This window comes from Streptomyces sp. D2-8 (genome assembly GCF_023184515.1).
In the GTDB taxonomy this organism is placed as follows: Bacteria; Actinomycetota; Actinomycetes; order Streptomycetales; family Streptomycetaceae; genus Streptomyces.
This window is the reverse complement of record NZ_JAAHBP010000001.1, coordinates 627,621-650,582: the sequence shown is the minus strand read 5'-3', so window position 1 is coordinate 650,582 and position 22,962 is coordinate 627,621. Positions and strand designations below refer to the sequence as shown.

General features: G+C 71.5%; 20 protein-coding genes. 14 read left to right on the top strand and 6 right to left on the bottom strand.

The window, feature by feature from the left end:
• Position 1 precedes the first annotated feature (1 nt).
• The 3 genes from G3I77_RS02880 (at position 2) to fabF (ending at position 2,691) form a co-directional block, all read left to right on the top strand.
• Entirely contained in the window at positions 2 to 1,003 is a 1,002-nt protein-coding gene (locus G3I77_RS02880; RefSeq protein WP_248500840.1) for a ketoacyl-ACP synthase III, read from the top strand.
• A gap of 81 nt (positions 1,004 to 1,084) precedes the next feature.
• On the top strand, positions 1,085 to 1,333 hold the full coding sequence (locus tag G3I77_RS02875; protein WP_003989952.1) for an acyl carrier protein: 249 nt from the start codon (positions 1,085 to 1,087) through the stop codon (positions 1,331 to 1,333).
• An 86-nt stretch (positions 1,334 to 1,419) separates the two neighbouring features.
• Positions 1,420 to 2,691 (top strand): beta-ketoacyl-ACP synthase II, encoded by a 1,272-nt coding sequence (gene fabF / locus G3I77_RS02870; protein ID WP_248500839.1) that lies wholly within the window; start codon positions 1,420 to 1,422, stop codon positions 2,689 to 2,691.
• Positions 2,692 to 2,824: 133 nt separating this feature from the next.
• On the opposite strand, the gene G3I77_RS02865 is transcribed toward fabF, so the two are convergent.
• Positions 2,825 to 3,319: a DUF3145 domain-containing protein gene (locus tag G3I77_RS02865; protein ID WP_248500838.1), complete on the bottom strand. Its 495-nt coding sequence runs from the start codon at positions 3,317 to 3,319 to the stop codon at positions 2,825 to 2,827.
• A gap of 259 nt (positions 3,320 to 3,578) precedes the next feature.
• Between G3I77_RS02865 and G3I77_RS02860 the strand changes: the two genes are divergently transcribed.
• Entirely contained in the window at positions 3,579 to 4,466 is an 888-nt protein-coding gene (locus G3I77_RS02860) for an SGNH/GDSL hydrolase family protein (protein WP_248500837.1), read from the top strand.
• Positions 4,467 to 4,493: 27 nt separating this feature from the next.
• Complete coding sequence (locus G3I77_RS02855; protein WP_248500836.1) at positions 4,494 to 5,465, top strand: aldose epimerase family protein; 972 nt, start codon at positions 4,494 to 4,496, stop codon at positions 5,463 to 5,465.
• A gap of 81 nt (positions 5,466 to 5,546) precedes the next feature.
• On the opposite strand, the gene G3I77_RS02850 is transcribed toward G3I77_RS02855, so the two are convergent.
• Positions 5,547 to 8,027, bottom strand: a complete 2,481-nt coding sequence (locus G3I77_RS02850; protein ID WP_248500835.1) for a glycoside hydrolase family 3 C-terminal domain-containing protein — start codon at positions 8,025 to 8,027, stop codon at positions 5,547 to 5,549.
• A 64-nt stretch (positions 8,028 to 8,091) separates the two neighbouring features.
• Here G3I77_RS02850 and G3I77_RS02845 point away from each other — a divergent pair, with 64 nt between their 5' ends.
• Together G3I77_RS02845 and G3I77_RS02840 are read left to right on the top strand one after the other, a co-directional pair.
• The gene (locus G3I77_RS02845) at positions 8,092 to 8,697 is read left to right on the top strand and encodes a TetR/AcrR family transcriptional regulator (RefSeq protein ID WP_248500834.1); all 606 of its coding nucleotides are present in this window, start codon (positions 8,092 to 8,094) and stop codon (positions 8,695 to 8,697) included.
• Between the two features lie 223 nt (positions 8,698 to 8,920).
• Positions 8,921 to 10,153: a pyroglutamyl peptidase gene (locus G3I77_RS02840; protein WP_248500833.1), complete on the top strand. Its 1,233-nt coding sequence runs from the start codon at positions 8,921 to 8,923 to the stop codon at positions 10,151 to 10,153.
• Here the strand turns inward: G3I77_RS02840 and G3I77_RS02835 are convergent.
• Positions 10,104 to 10,940, bottom strand: coding sequence for an EI24 domain-containing protein (locus tag G3I77_RS02835; RefSeq protein ID WP_248500831.1), 837 nt, complete (start codon positions 10,938 to 10,940; stop codon positions 10,104 to 10,106). The genes G3I77_RS02840 and G3I77_RS02835 overlap by 50 nt on opposite strands.
• A gap of 196 nt (positions 10,941 to 11,136) precedes the next feature.
• On the opposite strand from G3I77_RS02835, the gene G3I77_RS02830 reads away from it, so the two are divergent.
• On the top strand, positions 11,137 to 13,710 hold the full coding sequence (locus G3I77_RS02830) for a M14 family zinc carboxypeptidase (protein ID WP_248500830.1): 2,574 nt from the start codon (positions 11,137 to 11,139) through the stop codon (positions 13,708 to 13,710).
• Positions 13,707 to 14,852, top strand: a complete 1,146-nt coding sequence (locus tag G3I77_RS02825) for a serine hydrolase domain-containing protein (RefSeq protein WP_248500829.1) — start codon at positions 13,707 to 13,709, stop codon at positions 14,850 to 14,852. Before G3I77_RS02830 ends, G3I77_RS02825 begins: the two co-directional genes overlap by 4 nt.
• A gap of 68 nt (positions 14,853 to 14,920) precedes the next feature.
• Here the strand turns inward: G3I77_RS02825 and G3I77_RS02820 are convergent, their stop codons facing one another.
• Entirely contained in the window at positions 14,921 to 15,340 is a 420-nt protein-coding gene (locus G3I77_RS02820; protein ID WP_248500827.1) for an organic hydroperoxide resistance protein, read from the bottom strand.
• A gap of 95 nt (positions 15,341 to 15,435) precedes the next feature.
• Positions 15,436 to 16,458, bottom strand: coding sequence for an NADP-dependent oxidoreductase (locus tag G3I77_RS02815; protein WP_248500826.1), 1,023 nt, complete (start codon positions 16,456 to 16,458; stop codon positions 15,436 to 15,438).
• 102 nt (positions 16,459 to 16,560) lie between these two features.
• On the opposite strand from G3I77_RS02815, the gene G3I77_RS02810 reads away from it, so the two are divergent.
• A complete protein-coding gene (locus tag G3I77_RS02810) occupies positions 16,561 to 17,010 on the top strand; it encodes a MarR family winged helix-turn-helix transcriptional regulator (RefSeq protein ID WP_248500824.1) in 450 nt (149 codons plus the stop codon).
• A gap of 248 nt (positions 17,011 to 17,258) precedes the next feature.
• Here the strand turns inward: G3I77_RS02810 and G3I77_RS02805 are convergent, their stop codons facing one another.
• Complete coding sequence (locus tag G3I77_RS02805) at positions 17,259 to 18,185, bottom strand: hypothetical protein (protein ID WP_248500823.1); 927 nt, start codon at positions 18,183 to 18,185, stop codon at positions 17,259 to 17,261.
• A gap of 269 nt (positions 18,186 to 18,454) precedes the next feature.
• On the opposite strand from G3I77_RS02805, the gene G3I77_RS02800 reads away from it, so the two are divergent.
• The 4 genes from G3I77_RS02800 to chvE all read left to right on the top strand — a co-directional run bounded on the left by G3I77_RS02800 (position 18,455) and on the right by chvE (position 22,953).
• The gene (locus G3I77_RS02800) at positions 18,455 to 19,618 is read left to right on the top strand and encodes a mandelate racemase/muconate lactonizing enzyme family protein (RefSeq protein ID WP_031108125.1); all 1,164 of its coding nucleotides are present in this window, start codon (positions 18,455 to 18,457) and stop codon (positions 19,616 to 19,618) included.
• A complete protein-coding gene (locus G3I77_RS02795) occupies positions 19,615 to 20,619 on the top strand; it encodes an alcohol dehydrogenase catalytic domain-containing protein (protein ID WP_248500822.1) in 1,005 nt (334 codons plus the stop codon). The genes G3I77_RS02800 and G3I77_RS02795 overlap by 4 nt, the downstream gene beginning before the upstream one ends.
• Positions 20,620 to 20,730: 111 nt before the next feature.
• Positions 20,731 to 21,699 (top strand): hypothetical protein, encoded by a 969-nt coding sequence (locus tag G3I77_RS02790; RefSeq protein ID WP_248500820.1) that lies wholly within the window; start codon positions 20,731 to 20,733, stop codon positions 21,697 to 21,699.
• Positions 21,700 to 21,840: 141 nt separating this feature from the next.
• Positions 21,841 to 22,953 carry a multiple monosaccharide ABC transporter substrate-binding protein gene (gene chvE, locus G3I77_RS02785; RefSeq protein ID WP_374385221.1) on the top strand — a complete coding sequence of 371 codons (1,113 nt, stop codon included), beginning with the start codon at positions 21,841 to 21,843 and terminating at the stop codon, positions 22,951 to 22,953.
• Positions 22,954 to 22,962 lie beyond the last annotated feature (9 nt).

The window sequence follows — 22,962 nt, the reverse complement described above, 5'->3', positions numbered from 1 at the left end:
CATGGCGAAGATCAAGCCCAGCAAGGGCGCCCCGTACGCGCGCATCCTCGGCGTCGGCGGTTACCGCCCGACCCGGGTCGTGCCGAACGAGGTGATCCTCGAGACGATCGACTCGTCCGACGAGTGGATCCGCTCGCGCTCCGGCATCGAGACCCGGCACTGGGCGAACGACGAGGAGACCGTCGCCGCGATGTCCATCATGGCGTCCGGCAAGGCGATCGCGGACGCCGGGATCTCCGCCGAGCAGATCGGCGGCGTGATCGTCTCGACGGTCTCGCACTTCAAGCAGACCCCGGCCGTCGCCACCGAGATCGCCGACAAGCTCGGCACCGCCAAGGCCGCCGCGTTCGACATCTCGGCCGGCTGCGCGGGCTTCGGCTACGGCCTGACGCTCGCCAAGGGCATGATCGTCGAAGGTTCCGCCGAGTACGTCCTGGTGATCGGCGTGGAGCGGCTGAGCGACCTGACCGACCTGGAGGACCGGGCGACGGCCTTCCTGTTCGGCGACGGTGCCGGCGCGGTCGTCGTCGGCCCGGCCCAGGAGCCCGCGATCGGCCCCACCGTGTGGGGCTCCGAGGGCGACAAGTCCGAGACCATCAAGCAGACCGTGCCGTGGACGGACTACCGTTCGGGCGAGGTCGCCAAGTTCCCCGCCATCACGCAGGAGGGCCAGGCGGTTTTCCGCTGGGCCGTGTTCGAGATGGCGAAGGTCGCCAAGGAGGCGCTGGACGCCGCCGGCATCACCGCGGACGACCTGGACGTCTTCATCCCGCACCAGGCCAACGAGCGGATCATCGACTCGATGGTGAAGACACTCAAGCTGCCGGAGTCCGTCACGGTCGCACGTGACGTACGCACCACCGGCAACACCTCGGCCGCCTCGATCCCGCTCGCGATGGAGCGGCTCCTGGCGACCGGAGAAGCGAAGAGCGGCGACACCGCGCTCGTCATCGGCTTCGGGGCGGGTCTCGTCTACGCCGCGACTGTCGTTACCCTCCCCTAGGCACTCCGTGCCGGATCATGCGGTCCGGTGCGGGAAGAAACACCTGCCACACCCTCTGGATATCTACGAAGGAGCGCCAACATGGCCGCCACTCAGGAAGAGATCGTCGCCGGTCTCGCCGAGATCGTGAACGAGATCGCCGGCATCCCGGTTGAGGACGTCCAGCTGGACAAGTCCTTCACCGACGACCTGGACGTCGACTCGCTGTCCATGGTCGAGGTCGTCGTCGCCGCCGAAGAGCGTTTCGACGTCAAGATCCCGGACGAGGACGTCAAGAACCTCAAGACCGTCGGTGACGCGACCGACTACATCCTCAAGCACCAGGGCTGACCGGCCGATCAGGCCGTCTGTCTGACTGCCCCGCCACCCGGCGGTGGCGCCGCTTAATCCTCGGATCCGTTGGAGAAAGAATTCCCGTGAACTCGACCAATCGCACCGTGGTCGTCACCGGTATCGGCGCAACCACACCGCTGGGTGGCGACGCAGCCTCTACCTGGGAGGGCCTGATCGCCGGCAAGTCCGGCGTCAAGCCCCTGGAGCAGGAGTGGGCCGCCGACCAGGCGGTCCGTATCGCGGCCCCGGTCGCCGTGGAGCCGACCGAGGTCATCCCGCGGCCACAGGCCCGCCGCCTGGACCGATCGGCGCAGTTCGCGCTGGTCGCGGCCAAGGAGGCCTGGGCCGACGCCGGTTTCGAAGCGAAGGCCGGCGAGGACCCGAACATCGACCCCGACCGGCTCGGCGCGGTCATCGCCTCCGGTATCGGCGGCGTGACGACGCTGCTCGACCAGTACGACGTGCTGAAGGAGAGGGGCGTACGCCGCGTCTCCCCGCACACCGTGCCCATGCTGATGCCCAACAGCCCGTCGGCCAACGTGGGCTTGGCCGTGGGCGCCCGGGCGGGCGTGCACACGCCGGTCTCCGCCTGCGCCTCGGGCGCCGAGGCGATCGGCTACGCCATCGAGATGATCCGCACCGGCCGTGCCGACGTCGTCGTCGCGGGTGGCACGGAGGCGGCGATCCACCCGCTGCCCATCGCCGCGTTCGGCAACATGATGGCGATGTCGAAGAACAACGACGACCCGCAGGGCGCGTCGCGTCCCTACGACACGGCCCGCGACGGCTTCGTCCTCGGTGAGGGCGCCGGTGTCGTCGTCCTGGAGTCCGCCGAGCACGCCGCGAAGCGCGGTGCCCGGGTGTACGCCGAGGCGGTCGGGCAGGGCATCTCCGCCGACGCGCACGACATCGTGCAGCCGGAACCGGAGGGGCGGGGCATCTCGCACGCCCTGCAGAACCTGCTGGACCGCAACGACCTGGACCCGGCGGAGATCGTGCACGTCAACGCGCACGCGACCTCCACGCCGGCCGGGGACATCGCCGAGCTGAAGGCGCTGCGGAAGGTGTTCGGCGACGACGCCGACCACTTCGCGGTGTCCGCGACGAAGTCGATGACCGGGCATCTGCTGGGTGGTGCCGGTGGTGTGGAGACCGTTGCCACGGTGCTCGCGCTGTACCACCGGGTGGCTCCGCCGACCATCAACGTCGAGAACCTGGACCCGGAGGCCGAGGCGAACGCCGACGTCGTCCGCGGTGAGGCTCGCAAGCTGCCCGTCGAGGGCCGTATCGCCGCGCTGAACGACTCGTTCGGCTTCGGCGGGCACAACGTGGTGCTGGCGTTCCGGACGGTTTGATTCGCTGAACGGTGGTTGGCCCGGACTCCCTGAGTGGAGTTCGGGCCAATCGCCGTTTTGTGTCGCGTTGTCTGCCGGGTGCGGGCGGGTGGGGGCTGATCGCGCAGTTCCCCGCGCCCCTAAAAGAATGGCGTCACACCACCTGGTGGAGCCAGCGGACCGGGGCGCCCTCGCCCGCGTAGCGGAAGGGTTCCAGCTCGTCGTCCCAGGGCTTGCCCAGGAGTTTGCTGAGCTCGGCCTCCAGGTCGGTCTCGCCGCGCTGGCTGCGTTGCAGCGCCGCGCGCAGCCGGTCCTCGGGGATGAGGATGTCGCCGTGGATGCCGGTGACGGCGTGGTAGATGCCCAGGTCGGGGGTGCAGCTGTAGCGCTCGCCCTCGGCGGTGGGGCAGGGTTCCGCGGTGACCTCGAAGCGCAGGAGGCGCCAGCCGCGGAGCGCCGAGGCCAGCTTGGACGCCGTACCCGCCTGGCCCTGCCAGGAGAACTCCGAGCGCCAGGTGCCCGGTGCGGCCGGCTGACGGATCCAGTCCAGGCTGACGCGTGTGCCGAGCACCCCGGCGACGGCCCACTCGACGTGCGGGCACAGCGCGCGCGGCGCGGAGTGCACGTACAGAACTCCACGTGTCGTCACCGGAACCTCCGGGCAGAGCGGGACATGGTGCTAACGGGCGGAACGGCTGTGACCGGGCGGGTCACGTTGATGGCGAGGCTACCGTGCGGTGGCGCAAGGAGTGTGACGTACGGTCGGTCCAGGTGCCGGGAAACGCCTGCCATTCACCCAGGGGGACGCTTGTACGGGTGTGAGCCGTTGCACCTGATCGGTCGGGAACCCTCGTGCGTTGTTATTGGTTGGGGAGACAGGCACGGCGTGGCGAGGGGATGGACCAGGGATGCGGAAGCGAGGCCGTCGCACACGGAGTGTTCTGGCCGTGGTCGCGGCGGCCGTGCTGGGTGTCGCGGGGTGTGATGCCGTGGGGGGCGATTCCGCCGCCCCGTCCGAGAGCCCGAAGCCGTCTGTGAAGCCCACGCCCCTGTGGGACCGCAGCCCGGGCTCCGTCGCGGCCGTCGGTGATTCCATCACCCGGGGGTTCGACGCCTGTGACGTGCTGTCGGACTGTCCGGAGGCGTCCTGGGCGACCGGCGCCAGCCCCGAGGTCGACTCGCTCGCGGTGCGGCTGCTGGGCAGGACCGGGGCCGCCCGGCGGAGCTGGAACTACGCCGTGACCGGGGCGCGGATGGCCGATCTGCCCGGGCAGATGGCACAGGCGGTACGGCGGAAACCGCAGCTGGTGACGGTGATGGTGGGGGCGAACGACGCCTGCCGCTCCACCCCTTCGGCGATGACGCCGGTCTCCGCCTTCCGCGCCGACTTCGAGGACTCGCTGCGCAGCCTGCGCAAGTCCCTGCCCAAGGCGCAGGTGTTCGTGGCGAGCGTGCCGAACCTGAAGCGGCTGTGGTCGCAGGGGCGGAACAGCCCGATGGGCAAGCAGGTGTGGAAGCTGGGCATCTGCCCGTCGATGCTGGGCGACGCGGACGCCCTGGACTCGGCGGCGACGCTGCGGCGGGGCACGGTGCAGAAGCGGGTGGAGGACTACAACAAGGTCCTGGGGGAGGTCTGCGCCGAGGACAAGCGGTGCCGCTACGACGGGGGCGCGGTGTACGACTACCGCTTCGGCACCGCCCAGTTGAGCCGCTGGGACTACTTCCACCCCAGCGTGAACGGACAGGCCCGGTTGGCGGAGATCGCGTACCGCACCGTCACCGCGAAGAAGCCCTGACCCGGGCCCTGGCCTAGAGTTCCGCACATGAACGAACTCTTCGGAACACTTTCCGACGGGACCCCGGTGCACCGCTGGACCCTGGAGCGGGCGGGCGTGCGGGTGCGAGTCCTGTCGTACGGCGGGATCGTGCAGTCCGTGGAGGTGCCGGACCGGGAGGGCCGGGCCGGGGACGTGGTGCTGGGGTTCCCGGATCTCGACGGGTATCTCGCCCATCCGGAGCCGTACCTCGGTGCCCTGGTCGGGCGGTACGCCAACCGGATCGCCGGGGGCCGGTTCACCCTGGACGGGCGGACGTACGCGCTGGAACCGAACAACGCGCCGAACTCGTTGCACGGCGGAGCGCGCGGCTTCGACAAGCGGGGGTGGGACGCGGAGCCCGTCGAGCACGGGGTGCGGCTGACGCGGGTCAGTCCGCACGGCGAGGAGGGGTTCCCCGGGCGGCTGGAGGTCTCGGCGACGTACACGCTCCAGGAGAGCGGCGCGCTGCGGATCGCGTACGAGGCGGTGACGGACGCGCCGACCGTGGTGAACCTGACGAACCACAGCTACTTCAACCTGGCCGGTTCCGGTGACGCCGGCGGCCATGAGCTGCGGCTGGCCGCCTCCCGGTACACGCCGGTCGACGCGGACCTGATCCCGGCCGGCGACCCCGACGAGGTGTCCGGCACGCGGTTCGACTTCCGGGAGGCCCGCAAGACCGGGTCCGGCTACGACCACAACTTCGTGCTCGACAAGGGTGTGACGGACACTCCGGTGGAGGTCGCCGAGCTGCATGACCCGGCGTCCGGACGGGTGCTGACGGTGGCGACCACCGAGCCCGGCCTCCAGCTGTACACCGCCGACCACCTGGGCGAGCCGTTCGCGCCCGGCGACGGCATCGCGCTGGAGACCCAGCACTTCCCCGACTCGCCGAACCGGCCGGAGTTCCCGACGACCGTGCTGCGGCCGGGCGAGGTGTTCCGCTCGGAGACGGTGTACGGGTTCGGCACCCGCTGAGGGACCCCGTGACAGACCACGAGCCCCGGTCCGGAGGTCAGGTCCCGGGCCGGGGCTGCATGGTGGGGAACCCGTCCCGGATCAGACGTTAATCGTCGCGGTGATCCTGCGGTCCGTGATCGAGCGTCCGACCTGGATCTCGTACGAACCCTTCACAAACGACCACGAGCCGGTCGCGTCGTCCCAGATCTCGAAGGCGCGGCGCGGCAGTTCGACGGTGGCCTCGACGCTGTCGCCGGGTGCGGCCCGGACGCCCGCGAAGCCGGCCAGCCAGCGGGCCGGGCGGGTGGGGTCGGGGTCGCCCGGGGCGAGGTAGAGCTGGACGACCTCGCGGCCGGGGCGGTCGCCGGTGTTGCGGAGGCGGACCGTCGCGGTGGTGGTCTCGGCGGTCTCCTCCACCTCGACCGAGTCGTAGGTCCAGTCGGTGTAGCCGAGGCCGTGGCCGAAGGGGTAGGCGGGGCTGCGGCCGTGCTTCTCCCAGGCGCGGTAGCCGATGAAGACGCCCTCGTCGTAGGGCAGTTCGCCGTTCTCCGGGACGACCTGGGTGACCGGGGCGTCGGCGAGGGTGCCCCAGGTGGTGGGGAGGCGGCCGCCGGGTTCGTGGGCGCCGATGAGGACGTCCGCGAGGGCCGCGCCGCCCTCCTGGCCGGGGAACCAGGACAGGAGCACGGCGGCGACCTCGTCCCGCCACGGCAGTTCCACCGGGGAGCCGGAGTTGACGACCACGACGGTGTTCGGGTTGGCGGCGGCGACGGCGCGGACCAGGTCGTCCTGGCGGCCGGGCAGGCGCAGGTCGGTGCGGTCGAAGCCCTCGGACTCGACGCGGTCGGTGGTGGCGACCACGACGACGGCCGTGTCGGCGGCCCGGGCGACCGCGGCGGCCTCGGCGATCAGCTCGTCGGCGTCGCGCTGCGGGTCCTGGTGGGCGAGGGTGAAGCCGATGACCCGCATGGGGTGATCGCCGAGCGGCGGGACCGTGTAGGTGAGGGATACCTCGACCGGTTCGCCCGCGGTGAGTTCGAGCCGGGCGTGGGGCACCGGGGCGCCGAAGAAGGCGGCGAAGGGGTCGCCGTCCTCCGCGGGCCGCTGCACGTCGTCGAAGTAGGTGGTGCCGGCGACGGTCAGCCGGAAGGGGCCGAGGCCCTTGAAGCCGAAGGTGTGCGTGCCGCTCTCGCGCGGGGTGAAGGTGCCGGTCAGTTCGACGCTGTGCAGGGTGTCGTGGGTGACGCCGTCGGGGAGGTCGGCGCCCATCCACTGGATGTGGCCGCTGGGCGCCGAGCGCGTGCCGATGACCTGGCCGGTCGCGTCCCGGCAGACCGCGCGCAGCTCGAAGCCCCGGTCGGCGACGGGGAGTTCGGTGTTGGGGTCGGCGCCGAGGGCGTAGGTGAGGGTGCCGTCGGGGAGGGCGGCGGTGAGGCCGTCGAGCGGGGAGACGACCCGGGCGGGGAAGACGGTGGCGGAGCCGCCGCCGAGGACGCGGGCGTCGCGGGCGGCGGCGCCGATCAGCGCGATGCGGCCGGGCTTCAGCGGCAGCGCGCCCCTCTCGTTGCGGACGAGGACGAAGGAGCGGCGGGCGATCTCGCGGGCGAGCGCCCCGCCGTCGACGGTGGCGGGCGGATCGGTGACGGCCGGTTCGGCGCCGTCCAGGATGCCGACCCGGGCGGCGAGGCGCAGCACGCGGCGGACGGCCTCGTCGACCAGTGCCTCGTCGGCCTCGCCGTCCCGCACGGCCCGGGCGAGGGCTTCGCCGTAGACGGTGCCGGGGCCGGGCATGGCGATGTCGAGGCCGCCGGTGAGGGCGCCGGTGGTGGAGCGGGCGGCGGTCCAGTCGGAGACGTTGACGCCGTCGAAGCCCCACTCGCCGCGCAGGACCTCGTTGACCAGGTGGTGGTGCTCGGTCATGGTCGGGCCGTTGACGGAGTTGTAGGCGGTCATGATGCCCCAGGGGTGGGCGTTCTCGACGATCGCCTCGAAGGGGGCCAGGTACAGCTCGCGCAGGGCGCGTTCGCCGACGCGGTTGTTCACGGTGAGGCGGTCGGTCTCGGCGTCGTTGGCGACGAAGTGCTTGACGGTGGTGCCGACGCCGCCGGACTGGACGCCGCGGACGTACGCGGTGCCGATCCGCCCGGTGAGGTACGGGTCCTCGCTGTAGGCCTCGAAGTGGCGGCCGCCGAGCGGGGAGCGGTGCAGGTTGACCGTGGGGGCGAGCAGGACGTGGACGCCCTTGCGGCGGGCCTCCTGGGCCAGCAGGACACCGGCCCGGTGGGCGAGGGCGGGGTCCCAGGTGGCGGCGAGGGCGGTCGGGGAGGGCAGGGCGACGGACGGGTCGTCGGCGCTCCAGTGCACTCCGCGGACCCCGATCGGGCCGTCGGACATGACCAGTGAGGCCAGTCCGGCCTCCGGCAGCGCGGGCAGGCTCCACATGTCCTGGCCGGCCAGGAGCCGCGTCTTGGCGTCCAGGTCGAGCTTGCCGAGGGCCGCCTCGACGGCCGCCTCGCGCCGTACCTCTGCTGTCTCCGCCACGTCGGCACCTCCACGTCGAAAGCCGCTGGATGTCACCATCGTGCCCGGACCACCTGTGACGCGGTAGGTTTCGTTACTTCCTCGTGATGATCGGTGGTTCGACATGTCGTACGGTGACGCCATGACGGCCAGGACGAGAAGCGAGGAACGGCGCGCGGAGATCGTGCGGGCCGCTCTGGAGGTGATCGCCGAGCGCGGTTACCGGGGGGCGAGCCTGGCCGCCGTCGCCGAACGGGTCGGGCTCACCCAGCAGGGGCTGCTGCACCACTTCCCGACGAAGGAGGCGCTGCTGGTGGCGGTGCTCCAGGAGCGGGACCGCTGGGACGCGCTGCCCGCCGGGCGGCTGCGGCTCGACCTGCTGGCGTCGCTCGTCGAGTACAACGCCATGCGGCCCGCCATCGTCCAGACCTTCTCGGCGCTGCTCGGCGAGAGCGTCACCGAGGAGCATCCGGCCCGGGCGTACTTCACGGAGCGCTATGTCGGGGTGCGGGCCGGCATGGCCGGGATCCTGCGCGCCGAGTACGGCGACCGGCTGCCGAGCGGCCTCACCCCCGAGCGGGCCGCGCCGCTCCTCGTGGCGGTCCTGGACGGGCTGCAGTACCAGTGGCTGCTGGACCCGGAATCGGTGGACATGGCGTCCGCGTTCCGGGACTTCCTGACGCTGCTCGGCGAGAACGAGAACGGGACCGAGAACGAGAACGACGGCTGAACTGGCGGGCCGCCTCGAAGGTCTGTCTGCTCGGTGAGCGGGGCGCCCTCGGCGATCTGCCCGGAGACGAACAACAGGGCGCTGCCGTCCGCCTGAGCGCGGTGCGGGAGGCGACGGCGAAGATCCCCGCCTGAGCCCCGCCCATGGCGTGGACCGCATCCGTCACGCGATACTGCGGCCGTCCGGCACCGACCCCCCACCGCGACGGAAGGCCTGAACACCCTTGAACTCCCTACGCGTTCGCCTCGGCGTCCTCGGCCTCGCCCTGCTCACCGGCTTCACCACCCCGACGGCCGCGAGCGCCGCCCGGGCGGCCCCCTCCCCCACCGTCGAGGAGCAGCGGCTGGGCGGAGCCGCCCCCCAGGAGATCCTGCGCCGCTCCGGATTCGACACCGTGGCCCCGAGGTTCGCCGAAGCGCTGGAGGCGGCCCGCTCCTACGGGGAGGCCCGCCGGGCGGTGGCGCGCGAGGGCTCGCGGCTGTGGCGGCGTGCGGTCGACCGGGCGCAGGGGCGGGGACCGGCCGGCGGGGACATCAGCCGGGACGACGACCGGCCGTTGTACTGGGCGCGGCTCGGCATGACGCGTGAGGTGCGCACCTGGGAGCCGGAGTTCGGCCTGACAGGCGGGCAGCGGGCCACGCTGCTGGACGAACTGGAGCGCACCTCGCGCGGCCAGGACGCCATCCGCTATCCACACGGCCATGGCCTGAAGCGGATCCTGCTCACCGGCTTCGACCCGTTCACCCTGGACCGGGACATCCGCATCTCCAACCCGTCCGGCGCCACCGCGCTGGCCTTCGACGGCACGGTGATCGAGACGGCGGACGGCCCGGCCCGGATCGAGACGGCCGTGTTCCCGGTGCGCTGGAAGGACTTCACCGACGGAACGGTGGAGCGGACCCTGCAGCCGTACCTGCCGAAGGTCGACCTGTTCACGACGGTGAGCCAGGGCCGGGTCGGGCGGTTCGACATCGAGCGGACCAACGGGGCCTGGCGGGGCGGCTTCGGGGACAACGACAACATCGGCCGCACCGAGACCGTGCCGGTGTCCGACCCGGCCTCGCAGCCGCAGTGGACGACGACCACGCTGCCCCACGCGGCGATCGTCGCCGCGCCGACCGGCCGTTTCCCGGTGTACGACAACACCGGTGTCACCGAGATCCCGGCCGGCGGCACCGAGCCCGTCGTACGCCCCGACGGGCCGACGCCCGGCTCGACCGCCCGCGCGGGCGGGGGCGGGGACTACCTGTCCAACGAGATCGCCTACCGGGCGACGCTGCTGCGGGACCGGCTGGGGCTGCACGGCACGCTGCCGGGCGGGCATGTGCACACGCCGGTGCTGCGGTTCGGCGCGGGGAACACCACCGAGGTCACCGACCCGGAGTTCGTGCGGAACCGGCTGGACATCATCGCGCAGGTGAGGACGATCCTGAGGGTGGCTGCGGAAGGGTCGTGACGTCCCCGCCGCCCTCCTTGCCGCCCGCGCCGCCCTCGTCGGTCTCCTCGCCCAGCAGGTCGCGGGCCATGAGGGTGGCGCCCGCGACCGCGCCCGGCATCAGGAACACCGCGACGAACGGCACCAGAAAGGCCACGGCGAGCGGTGTGCCGAAGCCCCAGACGAGGGTCTTGCGGGAGCGCAGCAGGGTGAGGCGGGTGCGCAGTTCGACGCTGCGGCGCTGGAGGGCGACGGCGGTCAGTTCCTCGGTGAGGAAGAACCCGGTGACGAAGAACCCGATCACCGGGACGGCCGTCTGCCCGACGACCGGGATGAAGCCGCACGCGAACAGCAGCACGCCCCACAGGGCGGCCCGCACCACGATCCGGAGGCTGTCCCGGGCGGAGATCCACAGTTCGCGCCAGAGCGGCAGCCCCGACTCGGGGGCGTACCCGTCCGGGGACACGTCCCGGTCGACCCTCTCGGAGAGGTTCTCGTAGAAGGGCTGCCCGATCAGCAGGGTCACCGCGGTGAACGTCACGACGGACAGGAGCAGGGCGAGGACGAACAGCACGGCGGTCAGGAAACCGCGGAAGAGCCCGAGCCACGGGCTCGACCAGCCGTCGGCGAACGGCGTCGCCCAGGCCACGGCGTCCTCGCCCCACAGCGCCAGCGCGACGAGCGCCGCCGCGTACAGGACGAGGGTGATCAGACCCGGGAGCAGCCCGAGGCCGTAACTCCTTCCATGCCGGGCCACCCATCGCTGGCCCTTCAGGAGATACCGGAAACCCGTCCCTAGATCGCGCATGGGGAAACCCTATCCGGGCCCGTGTCGCGCTCTTGACGCTCTCCGGTCACACCGCTGTCACAGGTCGCCCAGGTCAGGCGAGGCGCGGCGGGAGAGCCATCCGGGTCAACGGTGACACCAACGCGCCCTTGTTGCCGTTGAGTCGAACCGGTACACCTCGCCGTACCGATCTCAGGAAGCTCAGGAGGAGGTACGCGTGCGCACCACGAGAACCGTTCCTGCGAGACCCGTACTGATCGTCGCCCTCACCCTCGCCGCGGCGGGTTCACTCCTGCTCGCCCCCGGCGCCGCCGGCGCGGACCCGAAGCCCGTCACCCGGGAGGGTGCCGCCGTGGACGACCGGGCGGCCCGGGCTCCCGCGAGCGCGGCCCGGCGGGCCCTGGCCGCTCCGGAGGCGACGTCCACCGCGACGGCCGCCCGCGCCTACCCCCGCCGCCAGACCCTCTCCCCCGACCCGGAGAACCCCGGCGACAAGTCCCTGAAGCTGGGCCTCACGCCGTACCACGCGATCGCGCCAAAGCTGAACGCCCTGCAGCGCCTCGGCGACCGGGTGAGCGTGGAGGTGGCGGGCCGCTCGGCCGGCGGCAACCGCCTCTACCTCGTCACCGTCACCGCCCCGGAGACCACCCGGCAGGCCCGCGCCCAGGAGCGGATGCGCGAGCTGATCGGCAACGCGCCCGCGGCGGCGGCCAAGTCCCGTGAGATCAAGCGTGATTACAAGACCCCGGTCTTCGTCAACAACAACATCCACGGCAACGAGTGGGAGGGCACGGACGCCTCCCTGGAGGTCATCGAGCAGCTCGCGACGGCGAAGGACGCCAGGACCAGGGACCTCCTCGCGCACAGCCGTCTGTACTTCAACATCACGGCCAACCCGGACGGCCGCATCGCCGGCACCCGCGCCAACGCCAACGGCTTCGACCTGAACCGCGACTTCGTCACGGCTTCCCAGCCCGAGACGCGGGCGATGCGCCGGATCGAGCTCGACAAGCAGCCGGCCGTCCTGCTCGACCTGCACGGCTACGTCAACGGCACCCTCATCGAGCCCACCACTCCCCCGCACGGCGAGAACTACGAGTACGACCTCTTCCTGAAGAACACCTACGCCAACGCCCTCGGCATGGAGTCCGCGGTCAACGCCCTCGGCTACACACCCGCGAAGGACGGCGTGGAGGCGGCCCAGATCCCGTTCCGCGACCAGGAGGAGGGCTGGGACGACTGGCCGCCGATCTTCACCCCGCAGTACGCGGCCTTCCACGGCACGGTGGCCGCGCACACGGTGGAGATCCCGCTGGCGGTGAACAACGAGGAGTACGACGACCTGCCCGTCCCGGAACTGCGCCGCCGTTCGGCGGTCAACACGGCCGTGGCGCGCGCGGCGATCCGCGCGACCCTGGACCATGTCCGCGAGCACCGCGCCACCCTGCTCACCGACCAGATCGAGGTCTTCCGCCGCGGCGCGACGGGCGCCGCGCAGGTGCCGGTGTCCCCGGAGACGGTCCCCGGCGTGCCCGGCATCGGCCCGGAGGACGTCTACACGACCACGTTCCCGCGCGCCTACGTCATCCCGCCCGGCGACGCCCGCACCCAGCGCTCGGGTCCCGCCGCAGCCCGCCTGGTCGACCACCTCCTCGCCAACGACGTCCGTGTCACCCGTGCCACCCGCCCCTTCCGGCTCGCCGGACGGACGTACCCCGGCGGCTCGTACGTCGTCGACATGCACCAGCCCAAGCGCGGCATGGCGAACGTGCTGCTGGCCGACGGCCGGGACATCAGCGGCAAGGTGTCGGTGATGTACGACATCTCCGGCTGGAGCCTGGGCAGTCTGTGGGGCGCCACGGTCGAGCGGGTGCCGTCGGGCAGCCTGCGGGGCGCACCCCTGCGCGCGATCGGCGAGGCCGCACCCCTCGCCCGCGTGCCCGCGCACGGCAACCTCCGGCTGCGCCTGACCGACCCGCGCGAGATCGCCGCGCTCAACTCCCTGCTCCGGCAGGGCGTCCGGGTCCGGCAGGCGGCGGACGGCAGCGCGATCGTCCCGGCGTCGGCCCGCCGCGAGGCGCGCACGGCCGCCCGCGCCCACGACGTCTCCTTCACGGCCACTCGGCAGACCGGCACGGCACCGCTGCACCGCCTTCGCGTCGCCGCCGCCGTCACGCCGGGCGAGCTGTTCGCCCTGCGGGAGATGAACTTCGACGTCACACCGGTCTCGACGGCCGTCCTGAACGCGGGCTTCGACTGGTCCGGCACGGACGTGCTGTTCGTGTCCGCGGGCCTGGACCACGCGGACCTGACCGCCCCCGCCCGCCGGGCCCTGGACGGCTTCCTGGACGGGCACGGCCTGGTCGGCCGGGGGGCGACGGGAGCGGCGCTGAACGCGGCGGCGGGCCTGCTGGCCGTCAAGCCGGTGGAGGGCAACGCAGACGCGAACGGTGTGGTGCGGGTGGTGAATTCGGGCTCCGTCACGCGCGACGCCCCGGGCCACGGCTTCGTCTACGCTCCGCTCTGGTTCACCGACCCGGGCCCCGGCGTCCGCGTGGAGCAGTCGTACGCGACCGGGAACCCGCTGGTCTCCGGGCACTGGCGGCCGCTGCCCGGCGGCACCGGCGGTCCCGCCGCTGCCGCCGGGCAGGCCTCGGTCGTCAGCGGCGGCCACACGGTCCTGTTCGGCACCGAACCACTCTTCCGGGACCACCCCAAGGGGGAATTCCCGCAGGTGGCGAGGGCATTGTTCACAGTGGCACACAGCGCTTCAGTTGAGGAGAGCGGATGACGCAGGAGATCCACGGCACCGTGGCGGACGGCTTCGAGACGGTGCGCGAGGAGTTCACCGCGTTCGTCGCCGGGGAGCGAGCCGACTACGAGGGGCAGCTGTGCGCCTACGTCCACGGCCGGAAGGTCGTCGACCTGTGGGCGGGGACCGACGCGGACGCCCTCTACGGTGTGTTCTCGTCCACCAAGGGCGCCGCCTACCTGGTCGTGGCTCTGCTCGTCCAGGACGGCACGCTCGAACTGGACCGCAAGGTGACGTACTACTGGCCGGAGTTCGCGGCCGAGGGCAAGGGCGCCCTGACACTGCGGGACCTGCTGGCGCACCGGGCGGGCGTGGTCGGCACGGACACCGGCTTCACGCTCGCGGAGCTGGCCGACGACCGCCAGCTCGCCGAACGCCTCGCCGACCAGCGGCCGTTCTGGCGCCCCGGCACGGCGTTCGGCTATCACGCGCTGGTCGCCGGCGCCCTGGCCGGCGAGGTGGTACGCCGCGCGACGGGCCGCACGCTCCAGGAGGTCTACCAGGAGCGGATCAGGATCCCGTACGGGCTGGACGTCCACCTGGGTCTGCCCGCGCCCCAGGAGCCCCGCTTCCGCACCACCCAGCCGATGGCCCCGACCCCGGACCAGCAGGCCCTCCTGGACGCGGCGTCCACGGGCCCGCACTCGCTCACCTCGATCGCCTTCAACCGCAACGCCACGGAGCCGACCGACCTCGTCTCCCTTCCGAACATGCCGCTGATCCGGGCGAAGGGCCCGGCCTCGGTGGGCGGGGTGGCGTCCGCGCGGGGCCTGGCGGGGATGTACGCGGCGGCGATCAGCGAGGTGGGCGAGCAGCCGGCCCTGCTGAAGCCGGACACGGTGGCGGAGTTCGGGCAGTTCCACTCGGCCGGCTACGACCTGGTGGCCCGGGCGCACAAATCGTTCGGGCTCGGCTTCCAGATGACGGCTGACACGTGGCACCCGTTCCTCGGCGCCGGGACGATCGGGCACAGCGGCGCGGGCGGCTCCCAGGCCTTCGCGGACCCGTGGAGCGGCCTCTCCTACGGCTACACGCGCCGCCGGTTCGCCTTCCCGGGCGGGGCGGCCCGGGAGAACGACCGGCTCGCGCGGGCGGTCCACGCGGCGGCGCTCGCCCTCTGAGCCCGGGCACGGGCGAAGGCCGCACCCCACGTCCAAGGGTGCGGCCTCCGCGTACGCAACGACTGTCGTCAGACCAGCGTCACGGTGATGTCGCCACGGGTCGCCTTCGAGTACGGGCAGACCGCGTGGGCCTTCTCGATCAGTGACCGGGCGGCCCCCCGGTCCACCTTCGGGATGTCGGCCGATATCTCGACGATGATCCCGAAGCCGTCCCCGTTCTTGCCGAGGCCGACCTTGGCGGTGACGGTCGAACCGGTGAGGTCGGCGCCCTCCTCACGGGCGACGACGCCGAGGGCCCCCTGGAAGCAGGCGCTGTACCCGGCGGCGAACAGCTGCTCCGGGTTGGTTCCGGCGCCGCTCCCGCCCATCTCCTTCGGAGGGTTGACGACGACGTCGAGCTTGCCGTCATCGGTGGCGACCCGGCCGTCGCGCCCGTTCTCTGCGGTGGCGACGGCGGTGTACAGGACGTCGGACTGCTGGATCGGCATGCGGTGGTGTTCCTTCGGTCGTCCGCCGCGGCTCGCGCCCGGGCCGGACGGATTCGGAAACAAGTTACCGCATGTCGGAATCCTGAAGGAAGGTGTCAGAGCTTGACGATCATCTTCCCGGTGTTGTCGCCGCGCAGAACACCCAGGAACGCCTCCAGGTTGTTCTCGATGCCCTCGACGACGGTCTCCCGGTACTTCAGCTCACCGGAGGCGACCCAGGGGGCGACCTCCTGCACGAACTGCGGCTGCAGGTCGTAGTGGTCCCCGACCAGGAAGCCCTCGATGCGGCCGCGGGTCGCGATCAGGCGCGCGAGGTTCTTCGGGCCCGGGGCGGGCTCGGTGTTGTTGTAAACGGAGATCATGCCGCAGACGGCGATCCGGCCGCCCTGGTTGAGGGAGCCGATGGCCGCCTCCAGGTGGTCACCGCCGACGTTGTCGAAGTAGACGTCGATCCCGTCGGGGGCGGCGGCGCGCAGCTGCTTGGCGACGGGCCCGTCCTTGTAGTTGAAGGCGGCGTCGAAGCCGTACTCCTCCACGAGGAGCTTCACCTTCTCGTCCGACCCGGCGGAGCCGATGACCCGCGAGGCACCCTTCAGCTTGGCGATCTGCCCGACCTGGCCGCCCACGGCACCGGCGGCACCGGACACGAAGACGGTGTCGCCCTCCTTGAAGGCGGCGGTCCGCAGCAGACCCGCGTAGGCGGTGAGGCCGGTCATGCCCAGCACACCGAGGTACGTCGACAGCGGCGCGGCCTCCGGGTCCACCTTCACGGCGTTCTTCGCGCCGACGACCGCGTACTCACGCCACCCGAAGAAGTGCAGGACGTGATCCCTGACGGACAGCCCCTCGGCGTTCGAGGCCACGACCTCGCCGACGGCGCCGCCCTGCATGACCTTGCCGAGCTCGAAGGGGGCGACGTAGGACTTCGCGTCACTCATGCGGCCACGCATGTACGGGTCCACGGAGAGGTACTTGTTCCGGACGAGAACCTGTCCTTCACCCGGCTGCGGAACCTCGGCCTCGACGAAGGCGAAGTCCTCGGGCTTCGGCCAGCCGACGGGGCGGCTCGCCAGGTGCCACTCTCGGCTGACGGCGGGGAGGGTGGGGGTGTCGGTCATGGTGCGCCTTACCTCACTGGCTCGATGCGGATGTTTCAGTACCTGAAACAACCATGCTCCTGAAAATTTCAGGTTGTCAAATAACCGGGTACCCTCGATCGCATGGCCTCCACCACACCGACGCCCCAGAACGTGAGCAACCGCCCGGACCCGCTGACCATCGAGGTCGTCGAGCTGATCGGGGAGGTCGTGGCGCGGTTCCACGAGGACTACGAGTCGGCGGCGGCGCAGCACTCCCTGACCGGTGCGCAGGCGCGGCTGCTCAGCCTGCTGTGCCTCGAGCCGCTGCCGATGCGGAGGCTGGCCCAGCAGCTGAAGTGCGAGCCGTCCAATGTGACGGGGATCGTGGACCGGCTCGAGGCGCGGGGGCTGGTCGAGCGGCAGCCGGACCCTGCCGACCGCCGGGTGAAGGTGGCGGCGGCGACGGCGGAGGGGCGGCGGGTGGCCCGGAGCCTGCGGGAGTCACTGCGGTTCGCCCGGGAGCCCCTGGCCGGGCTCTCCGAGGAGGAGCGGGTGGCGTTGCGGGACACGCTGCGGCGGATGCTGGCCTGAGACCGGCTGACGCTGGTGAAGGCAGCCGGCCGGCGGCTGCCGGGCACCCGACGACCGGGGTCAAGTGGCTTGCACAGAAGGGCTCTTGGCGCGTTTGCCCCGTCATCGCGGCGACCACCTGGTCAAGGTTGGCACGCGCGTCGCAGGCGTCGGGAGCGAGCACGACCACCTCTTCCAGCGCCTCCCGGGCGGCGGGCAGGTCTCCGGCGGCCGTTCCCGCTGCTCCGGCGAAGTCGGCCGGGCGGGCGCTACGTGCACCACCAGAGGAACCGCGTGCACGGCTGCGCCTCGGACGGTTCCGGTTCCGGTTCCGGTTCCGGGGCCTGGGTGGTCGGGCCCGAGGTCGGGGCCGGGTCCTGGGCCGGCGGGGCGGCCGTGGGCTCGGCGGCCGGGCGGCTGGGGGCGCCTCCCCCCGTCGCCGACTCGGGGTCCCTCGAGGCTTCGTCGCCCTTCGGGGACTCCGACTTCTCGCCCTTCGGGGATTCGGAAGCGGACGGCGAGCCGGATGCCTCCGGCGAGGCGGAGCCTGACGAGCCTTCAGCTCCGGCCCTCTTCCCGTCCGGACCGCGGCCCGGCTCCCCCGCCTCCCCCGAGGCGTCCCCGTCCGCCGACTCGCCTCCGGCCGCGGCCGGCTTCGGCGTCGACCTGGGGGCGTCCATGCCGAGCTCCGCGAGGCTCAGACCGCCCGCGGCCAGCACGAACCCGGCCGCGACGAACAGGGTCCGGCGCCGCCGGCGGCGGTGTGCGGCGGCCTTGCGGTCCCGCCGGCTCGACCCGCCCGGGCCGTCGGCGGCCGGGCCGTGCCCGCGTCCACGCCGTCGGGCGGCGCGCCCCACGGGCTCGCCGTCGTCATCGCCGTGCGGGTCGTCACCGTCGTGCGGGTCGTCACCGTCGTCGTATCCGTCGTCGTATCCGTCGTCGGAAGCGCCCGACGCGTCCGACACGTCCGGCGCGTTCGGCTCCTCCGGCCAGTCCGGCCCGCCCGACCCCGCCGGCCTCTCCGGCGCACCGTCGGCGTGCCCGGACGCCGTGGCGCCGTACTCGCCATTCCCGCCATACCCGCCATACCCGCCGTACTCCGGCTCGCGCCGGCGCAGCGTTTCGGCTGAGGTGCCGCACCCCGGGCAGGCAAGGGCGCCGTTGAGGTGCCGTCGGCACGGGTCGCAGTAGTCCATGACGCGGGAAGATTAAGTTCCGCGCAGGTCACGTTCCTAGATCCAGCTGTGAAGGTTCTGTAGGGACACGGCTCCTCCCTGGTTTCGAAACTGTCGAAACCGTTATGCGCGCGACCCATTGACACCCCCGCCGCCCGATCCTTACTGTCACGCCAGCATTTCGAACGTGTGCCGAAATCTCGAACAGACCGAGTCGCCGGGCCGCGAGCGAGACGCTGACGGAACACACTGACGGAACTGAACCGACGAAGCTGCGAGGGACAACCGCCGTGCGCATCACCGGAATCAGCACTCACGTGGTCGGGACGCCGTGGCGCAACCTGACCTACGTCCAGGTGCACACCGACGAGGGGATCACCGGAGTCGGCGAGACCCGGATGCTGGGACACACCGACGCCCTTCTCGGTTACCTGAGGGAGGCCGAGGCCAACCACATTCTCGGCTCGGACCCGTTCGCTGTCGAGGACCTCGTCAAGCGCATGAAGTACGGCGACTACGGCCGCGCGGGCGAGATCGTCATGTCCGGCATCGCCGTGATCGAGATGGCCTGCTGGGACATCAAGGGCAAGGCCCTCGGCGTCCCCGTCTGGCAGCTGCTGGGCGGCAAGGTCACCGACAAGGTCAAGGCGTACGCCAACGGCTGGTACACCACCGAGCGGACCCCGGAGGCCTACCACAAGGCCGCCCAGGGCGTGATGGAGCGCGGCTACCGGGCGCTCAAGATCGACCCCTTCGGCACCGGCCACTTCGAGCTGGACCACCAGCAGACCCTGTACGCCGTCTCCCTGATCGAGGCGGTCCGCGACGCCATCGGCCCCGAGGCCGAGCTGATGCTGGAGATGCACGGCCGCTTCTCCCCCGCCACGGCCGTGCGCCTGGCCAAGGAGCTGGCCCCGTTCAAGCCGGCGTGGCTGGAGGAGCCGGTCCCGCCGGAGAACCTGAAGGCGCTGGAGAAGGTCGCCGCCAAGGTGGACATGCCGGTCGCCACCGGTGAGCGCATCCACGACCGGATCGAGTTCCGGGAGCTGTTCGAGAGCCAGGCCGTCGACATCATCCAGCCGGACGTCGGCCACATCGGTGGCATCTGGGAGACCAGGAAGCTCGCCGCGACCGCCGAGACCCACTACATGCTGGTGGCTCCGCACAACGTGGGCGGCTCGGTCCTGACCGCCGCGTCCCTCCAGGTCGGCTTCACCTCGCCGAACTTCAAGATCCTGGAGCACTTCAACGACTTCGCCGACGCGGAGATCAAGAAGGTCGTCAAGGGCGCCCCGCAGGTGAACCCGGAGGACGGCTGCTTCCACCTCTCCGACGCGCCGGGCCTCGGTGTGGAGCTGGACGTCGACGCCGCCGCCGAGTTCCCCCAGCAGCAGGCCCGTTTCGACCTCTGGGCGGAGGGCTGGGAACAGCGCAAGCCGAAGGGCGCGCAGTGAGTACCGCGGTCGTCGTCGACGCCCCGGGCGAGCACCGTCTCGTCCCGCACGAGCCCCGGCAGCCCGAGCCGGGCGAGGCCCTGGTGCGCGTGCACGCCTCCGGGATCTGCGGCAGCGACCGCGAGGTCTACCAGGGCAACCGCCCCGAGGGCTTTGTGCGCTATCCGCTGACCCCGGGCCACGAGTGGTCCGGGACGGTTCAGGCCGTGGGCGCCGGTGTCCCGGAGTCCCTCGTCGGCCGCAAGGTCGTCGGTGAGGGCTTTCGAAACTGTCAGGTCTGCGACCGCTGCCACGCGGGCGACACGACCCTGTGCACGGCCGGCTACGAGGAGACCGGGTTCACCCAGCCGGGCGCGATGGCGGCCACGCTGACCCTCCCCGCCCGTCTCCTGCACGCCCTCCCGGACGACTGCGACCTCACGGCCGCGGCCCTCCTGGAGCCCGCCGCGTGCATCGCGGCCGCCGCGCTGAAGGGCAACGCACAGCCCGGCGAGCGCGTCGCCGTGGTCGGCACCGGCACCCTCGGCATGTTCGCCGTGCAGTTCCTCAAGGCGAACTCGCCGTCCGAGCTGCTGGTCGTCGGCACCCGCCGGGACCGCGAGGCGCTGTCGCGGCAGTACGGCGCGACGGACTTCCGGACCAAGGACCAGGAACTCCCGGACGACTTCGACGTGGTGATCGAGACGGCCGGGTCCGCGGACGCCGCCCGGATCTCGGCCGGCCTGCTCAGGCGGGGCGGCCGGCTGGTCCTGACCGGCATCCCGGCGCCGCACGCCGACGGTCTCGACCCGACCGACCTCGTCGTACGGCAGCTGGAGGTGCACACCGTCTTCGGTGCGCCGCCGGACGCCTGGGCGCACACGGTGCGGGTGTTCGCCGCCGGTCTGCTCGATCCGCTGCCGCTGGTGACGCACGAGCTGCCGCTCACCGAGTTCTCGCAGGCCATCGAGCTGGTCGGGGCCGGCGATCCGAAGGTGGGCAAGGTCCTGCTCCGCCCCTAGACGTACGCCGGCACGGGGGCAACCTGACGGCTCCCGTACCGGCGTACACCCAGCCTTGCCATACCCAGAGCCGCGAACCTCGTCCGAAATATCGAACCGAAGGACATTCCTGTGACCGACGCTTCCGCCACGGCAGCCCGCAGGCCCGGTGAGCAGGCGCTCACCGCCCTGGGCCTGAGCGCGCCCGCCCCCGATCCCGCCGACGCCTCTGCGCACTCCTTCCCCGGCGGCGGCCGCTGGCGCACCGAGATCCCCTCCTGCGAGGGTCCCGAGGCGCTCGCGGTGGTGCTGAAGGAGGCCTCGCGGCTGGACGTGCCGATCCACCGGATCAGCCAGGGCAGCGGCGTGTGGATGCTGACCGACGCCGAGATCACCGAGATGGTCGAGGCGACGGCCGAACGCGACATCGAGCTCTGCCTGTTCACCGGCCCGCGCGGCACCTGGGACATCGGCGGGTCCACCCGCACCGACTCGCGGGGGGCCGGACTGCGCGCCCGCGGCCACGACGCCGTCGCCGGCTGTGTCGAAGACGCCGTCAGGGCGACGGAGTTGGGTGTCCAGTGCCTGCTCGTCGCCGACGAGGGCGTGCTGTGGACGCTGCACCGGGCGAGAGCCGCCGGAATCATCCCGGCCGACACGACGCTCAAGGTCTCCGCGCTCATCGGCCCCGTCAACCCGGCCGCGTACGCGGTCTACGAGCGCCTCGGCGCCGACTCGGTCAATGTGCCGAGCGACCTGACGCTCGATCACCTCACGGAGATACGCCGGGCGTCCGGCGCTCCGATGGACATGTACATCGAGGCCCCCGACGACCTCGGCGGCTATGTGCGGATGTACGAGGTCGCCGAGCTGATCCGGCGCGGCGCACCGCTCTACCTGAAGTTCGGCCTGTCCAAGGCGCCCGGGATCTACCCCTACGGGCACCACATGCGGGAGCTGACCCTGGCCACCGCCAAGGAACGCGTGCGGCGTGGCCGGCTCGCCCTGGACCTCCTGGCCCGCCATGGAGCGGACGGCGACATGGCGCCGCTCGGCTCGCGGCTGCCGGGCGATCTCCAGCGTTTCGAAATCTCGTCATAACGTTCCGGAAACTCACCTTACAAAAGACGACACAGCCGCGCACAATCCCACACATCTCCTCTCGGTCTTTCCGGCACGACCACCCGGAGCGACTTCGCGCCCTCCAGACCGAGCCCTGCACACAGATCAAGGATGATCATCATGCGTAACCGCAGAGCCGCTCTCGCCGCCATAGCCGGAGCCGCGTCCCTCGCCCTGACCCTGTCCGCCTGCGGCCAGAACAGCGAGGGCGGCAGCAACGAGGGCGACGGTGACACCAAGGGCGGGACCATCGGCATCGCGATGCCGACCAAGTCCTCCGAGCGCTGGATCGCCGACGGCAAGAACGTCGTGACGGAGCTGGAGTCCAAGGGCTACAAGACCAAGCTGGTCTACGGCGAGGACGACCCGGACCAGCAGGTCTCACAGGTCGAGAACCTGATCACACAGGGCGTCAAGGCACTGATCATCGCCGCCATCGACAACAAGTCGATGAACAACGTGCTCCAGCAGGCCAAGGACGCGAACATCCCGGTCATCTCCTACGACCGCCTGATCCTCGGCTCGCAGAACGTCGACTACTACGCGTCGTTCGACAACGAGAAGGTCGGCGAGCTCCAGGGCACCTACATCGTCGAGAAGCTCGGCCTGAAGGACGGCAGCAAGAAGGGCCCCTTCAACATCGAGCTCTTCGCCGGCTCCAACGACGACAACAACACCCGCTACTTCTTCGGCGGCGCGATGAAGGTCCTGCAGCCCTACATCGACAAGAAGCAGCTCGTCGTCCGCTCCGGCCAGACCAAGCTCAACCAGGTCACCACCCTGCGCTGGGACGGCGGCACCGCCCAGAAGCGCATGGACGACATCCTGACCTCGGCCTACAAGCGCGAGCGCGTCGACGCGGTCCTCTCCCCCTACGACGGCATCTCCATCGGCATCCTGTCGGCGCTGAAGTCGGACGACTACGGCTCCAAGAGCAAGCCGCTGCCGGTCGTCACCGGCCAGGACGCCGAGGTCGCCTCGGTGAAGTCGATCATCGCCGGCCAGCAGTCGATGAGCGTCTTCAAGGACCTCCGAAAGCTCGCCAAGGTGTCCTCGAACATGGTCGACGCGCTGCTGAAGGACAAGAAGCCCGAGGTCAACGACACCAAGACCTACGACAACGGCTCGAAGGTCGTCCCGGCCTACCTGCTGGAGCCGGTCGCCGTCGACAAGAGCAACTACCAGAAGGAGCTCGTCGACTCCGGCTACCTCAAGGAGAGCGACCTCAAGTAGTCCCCGCCA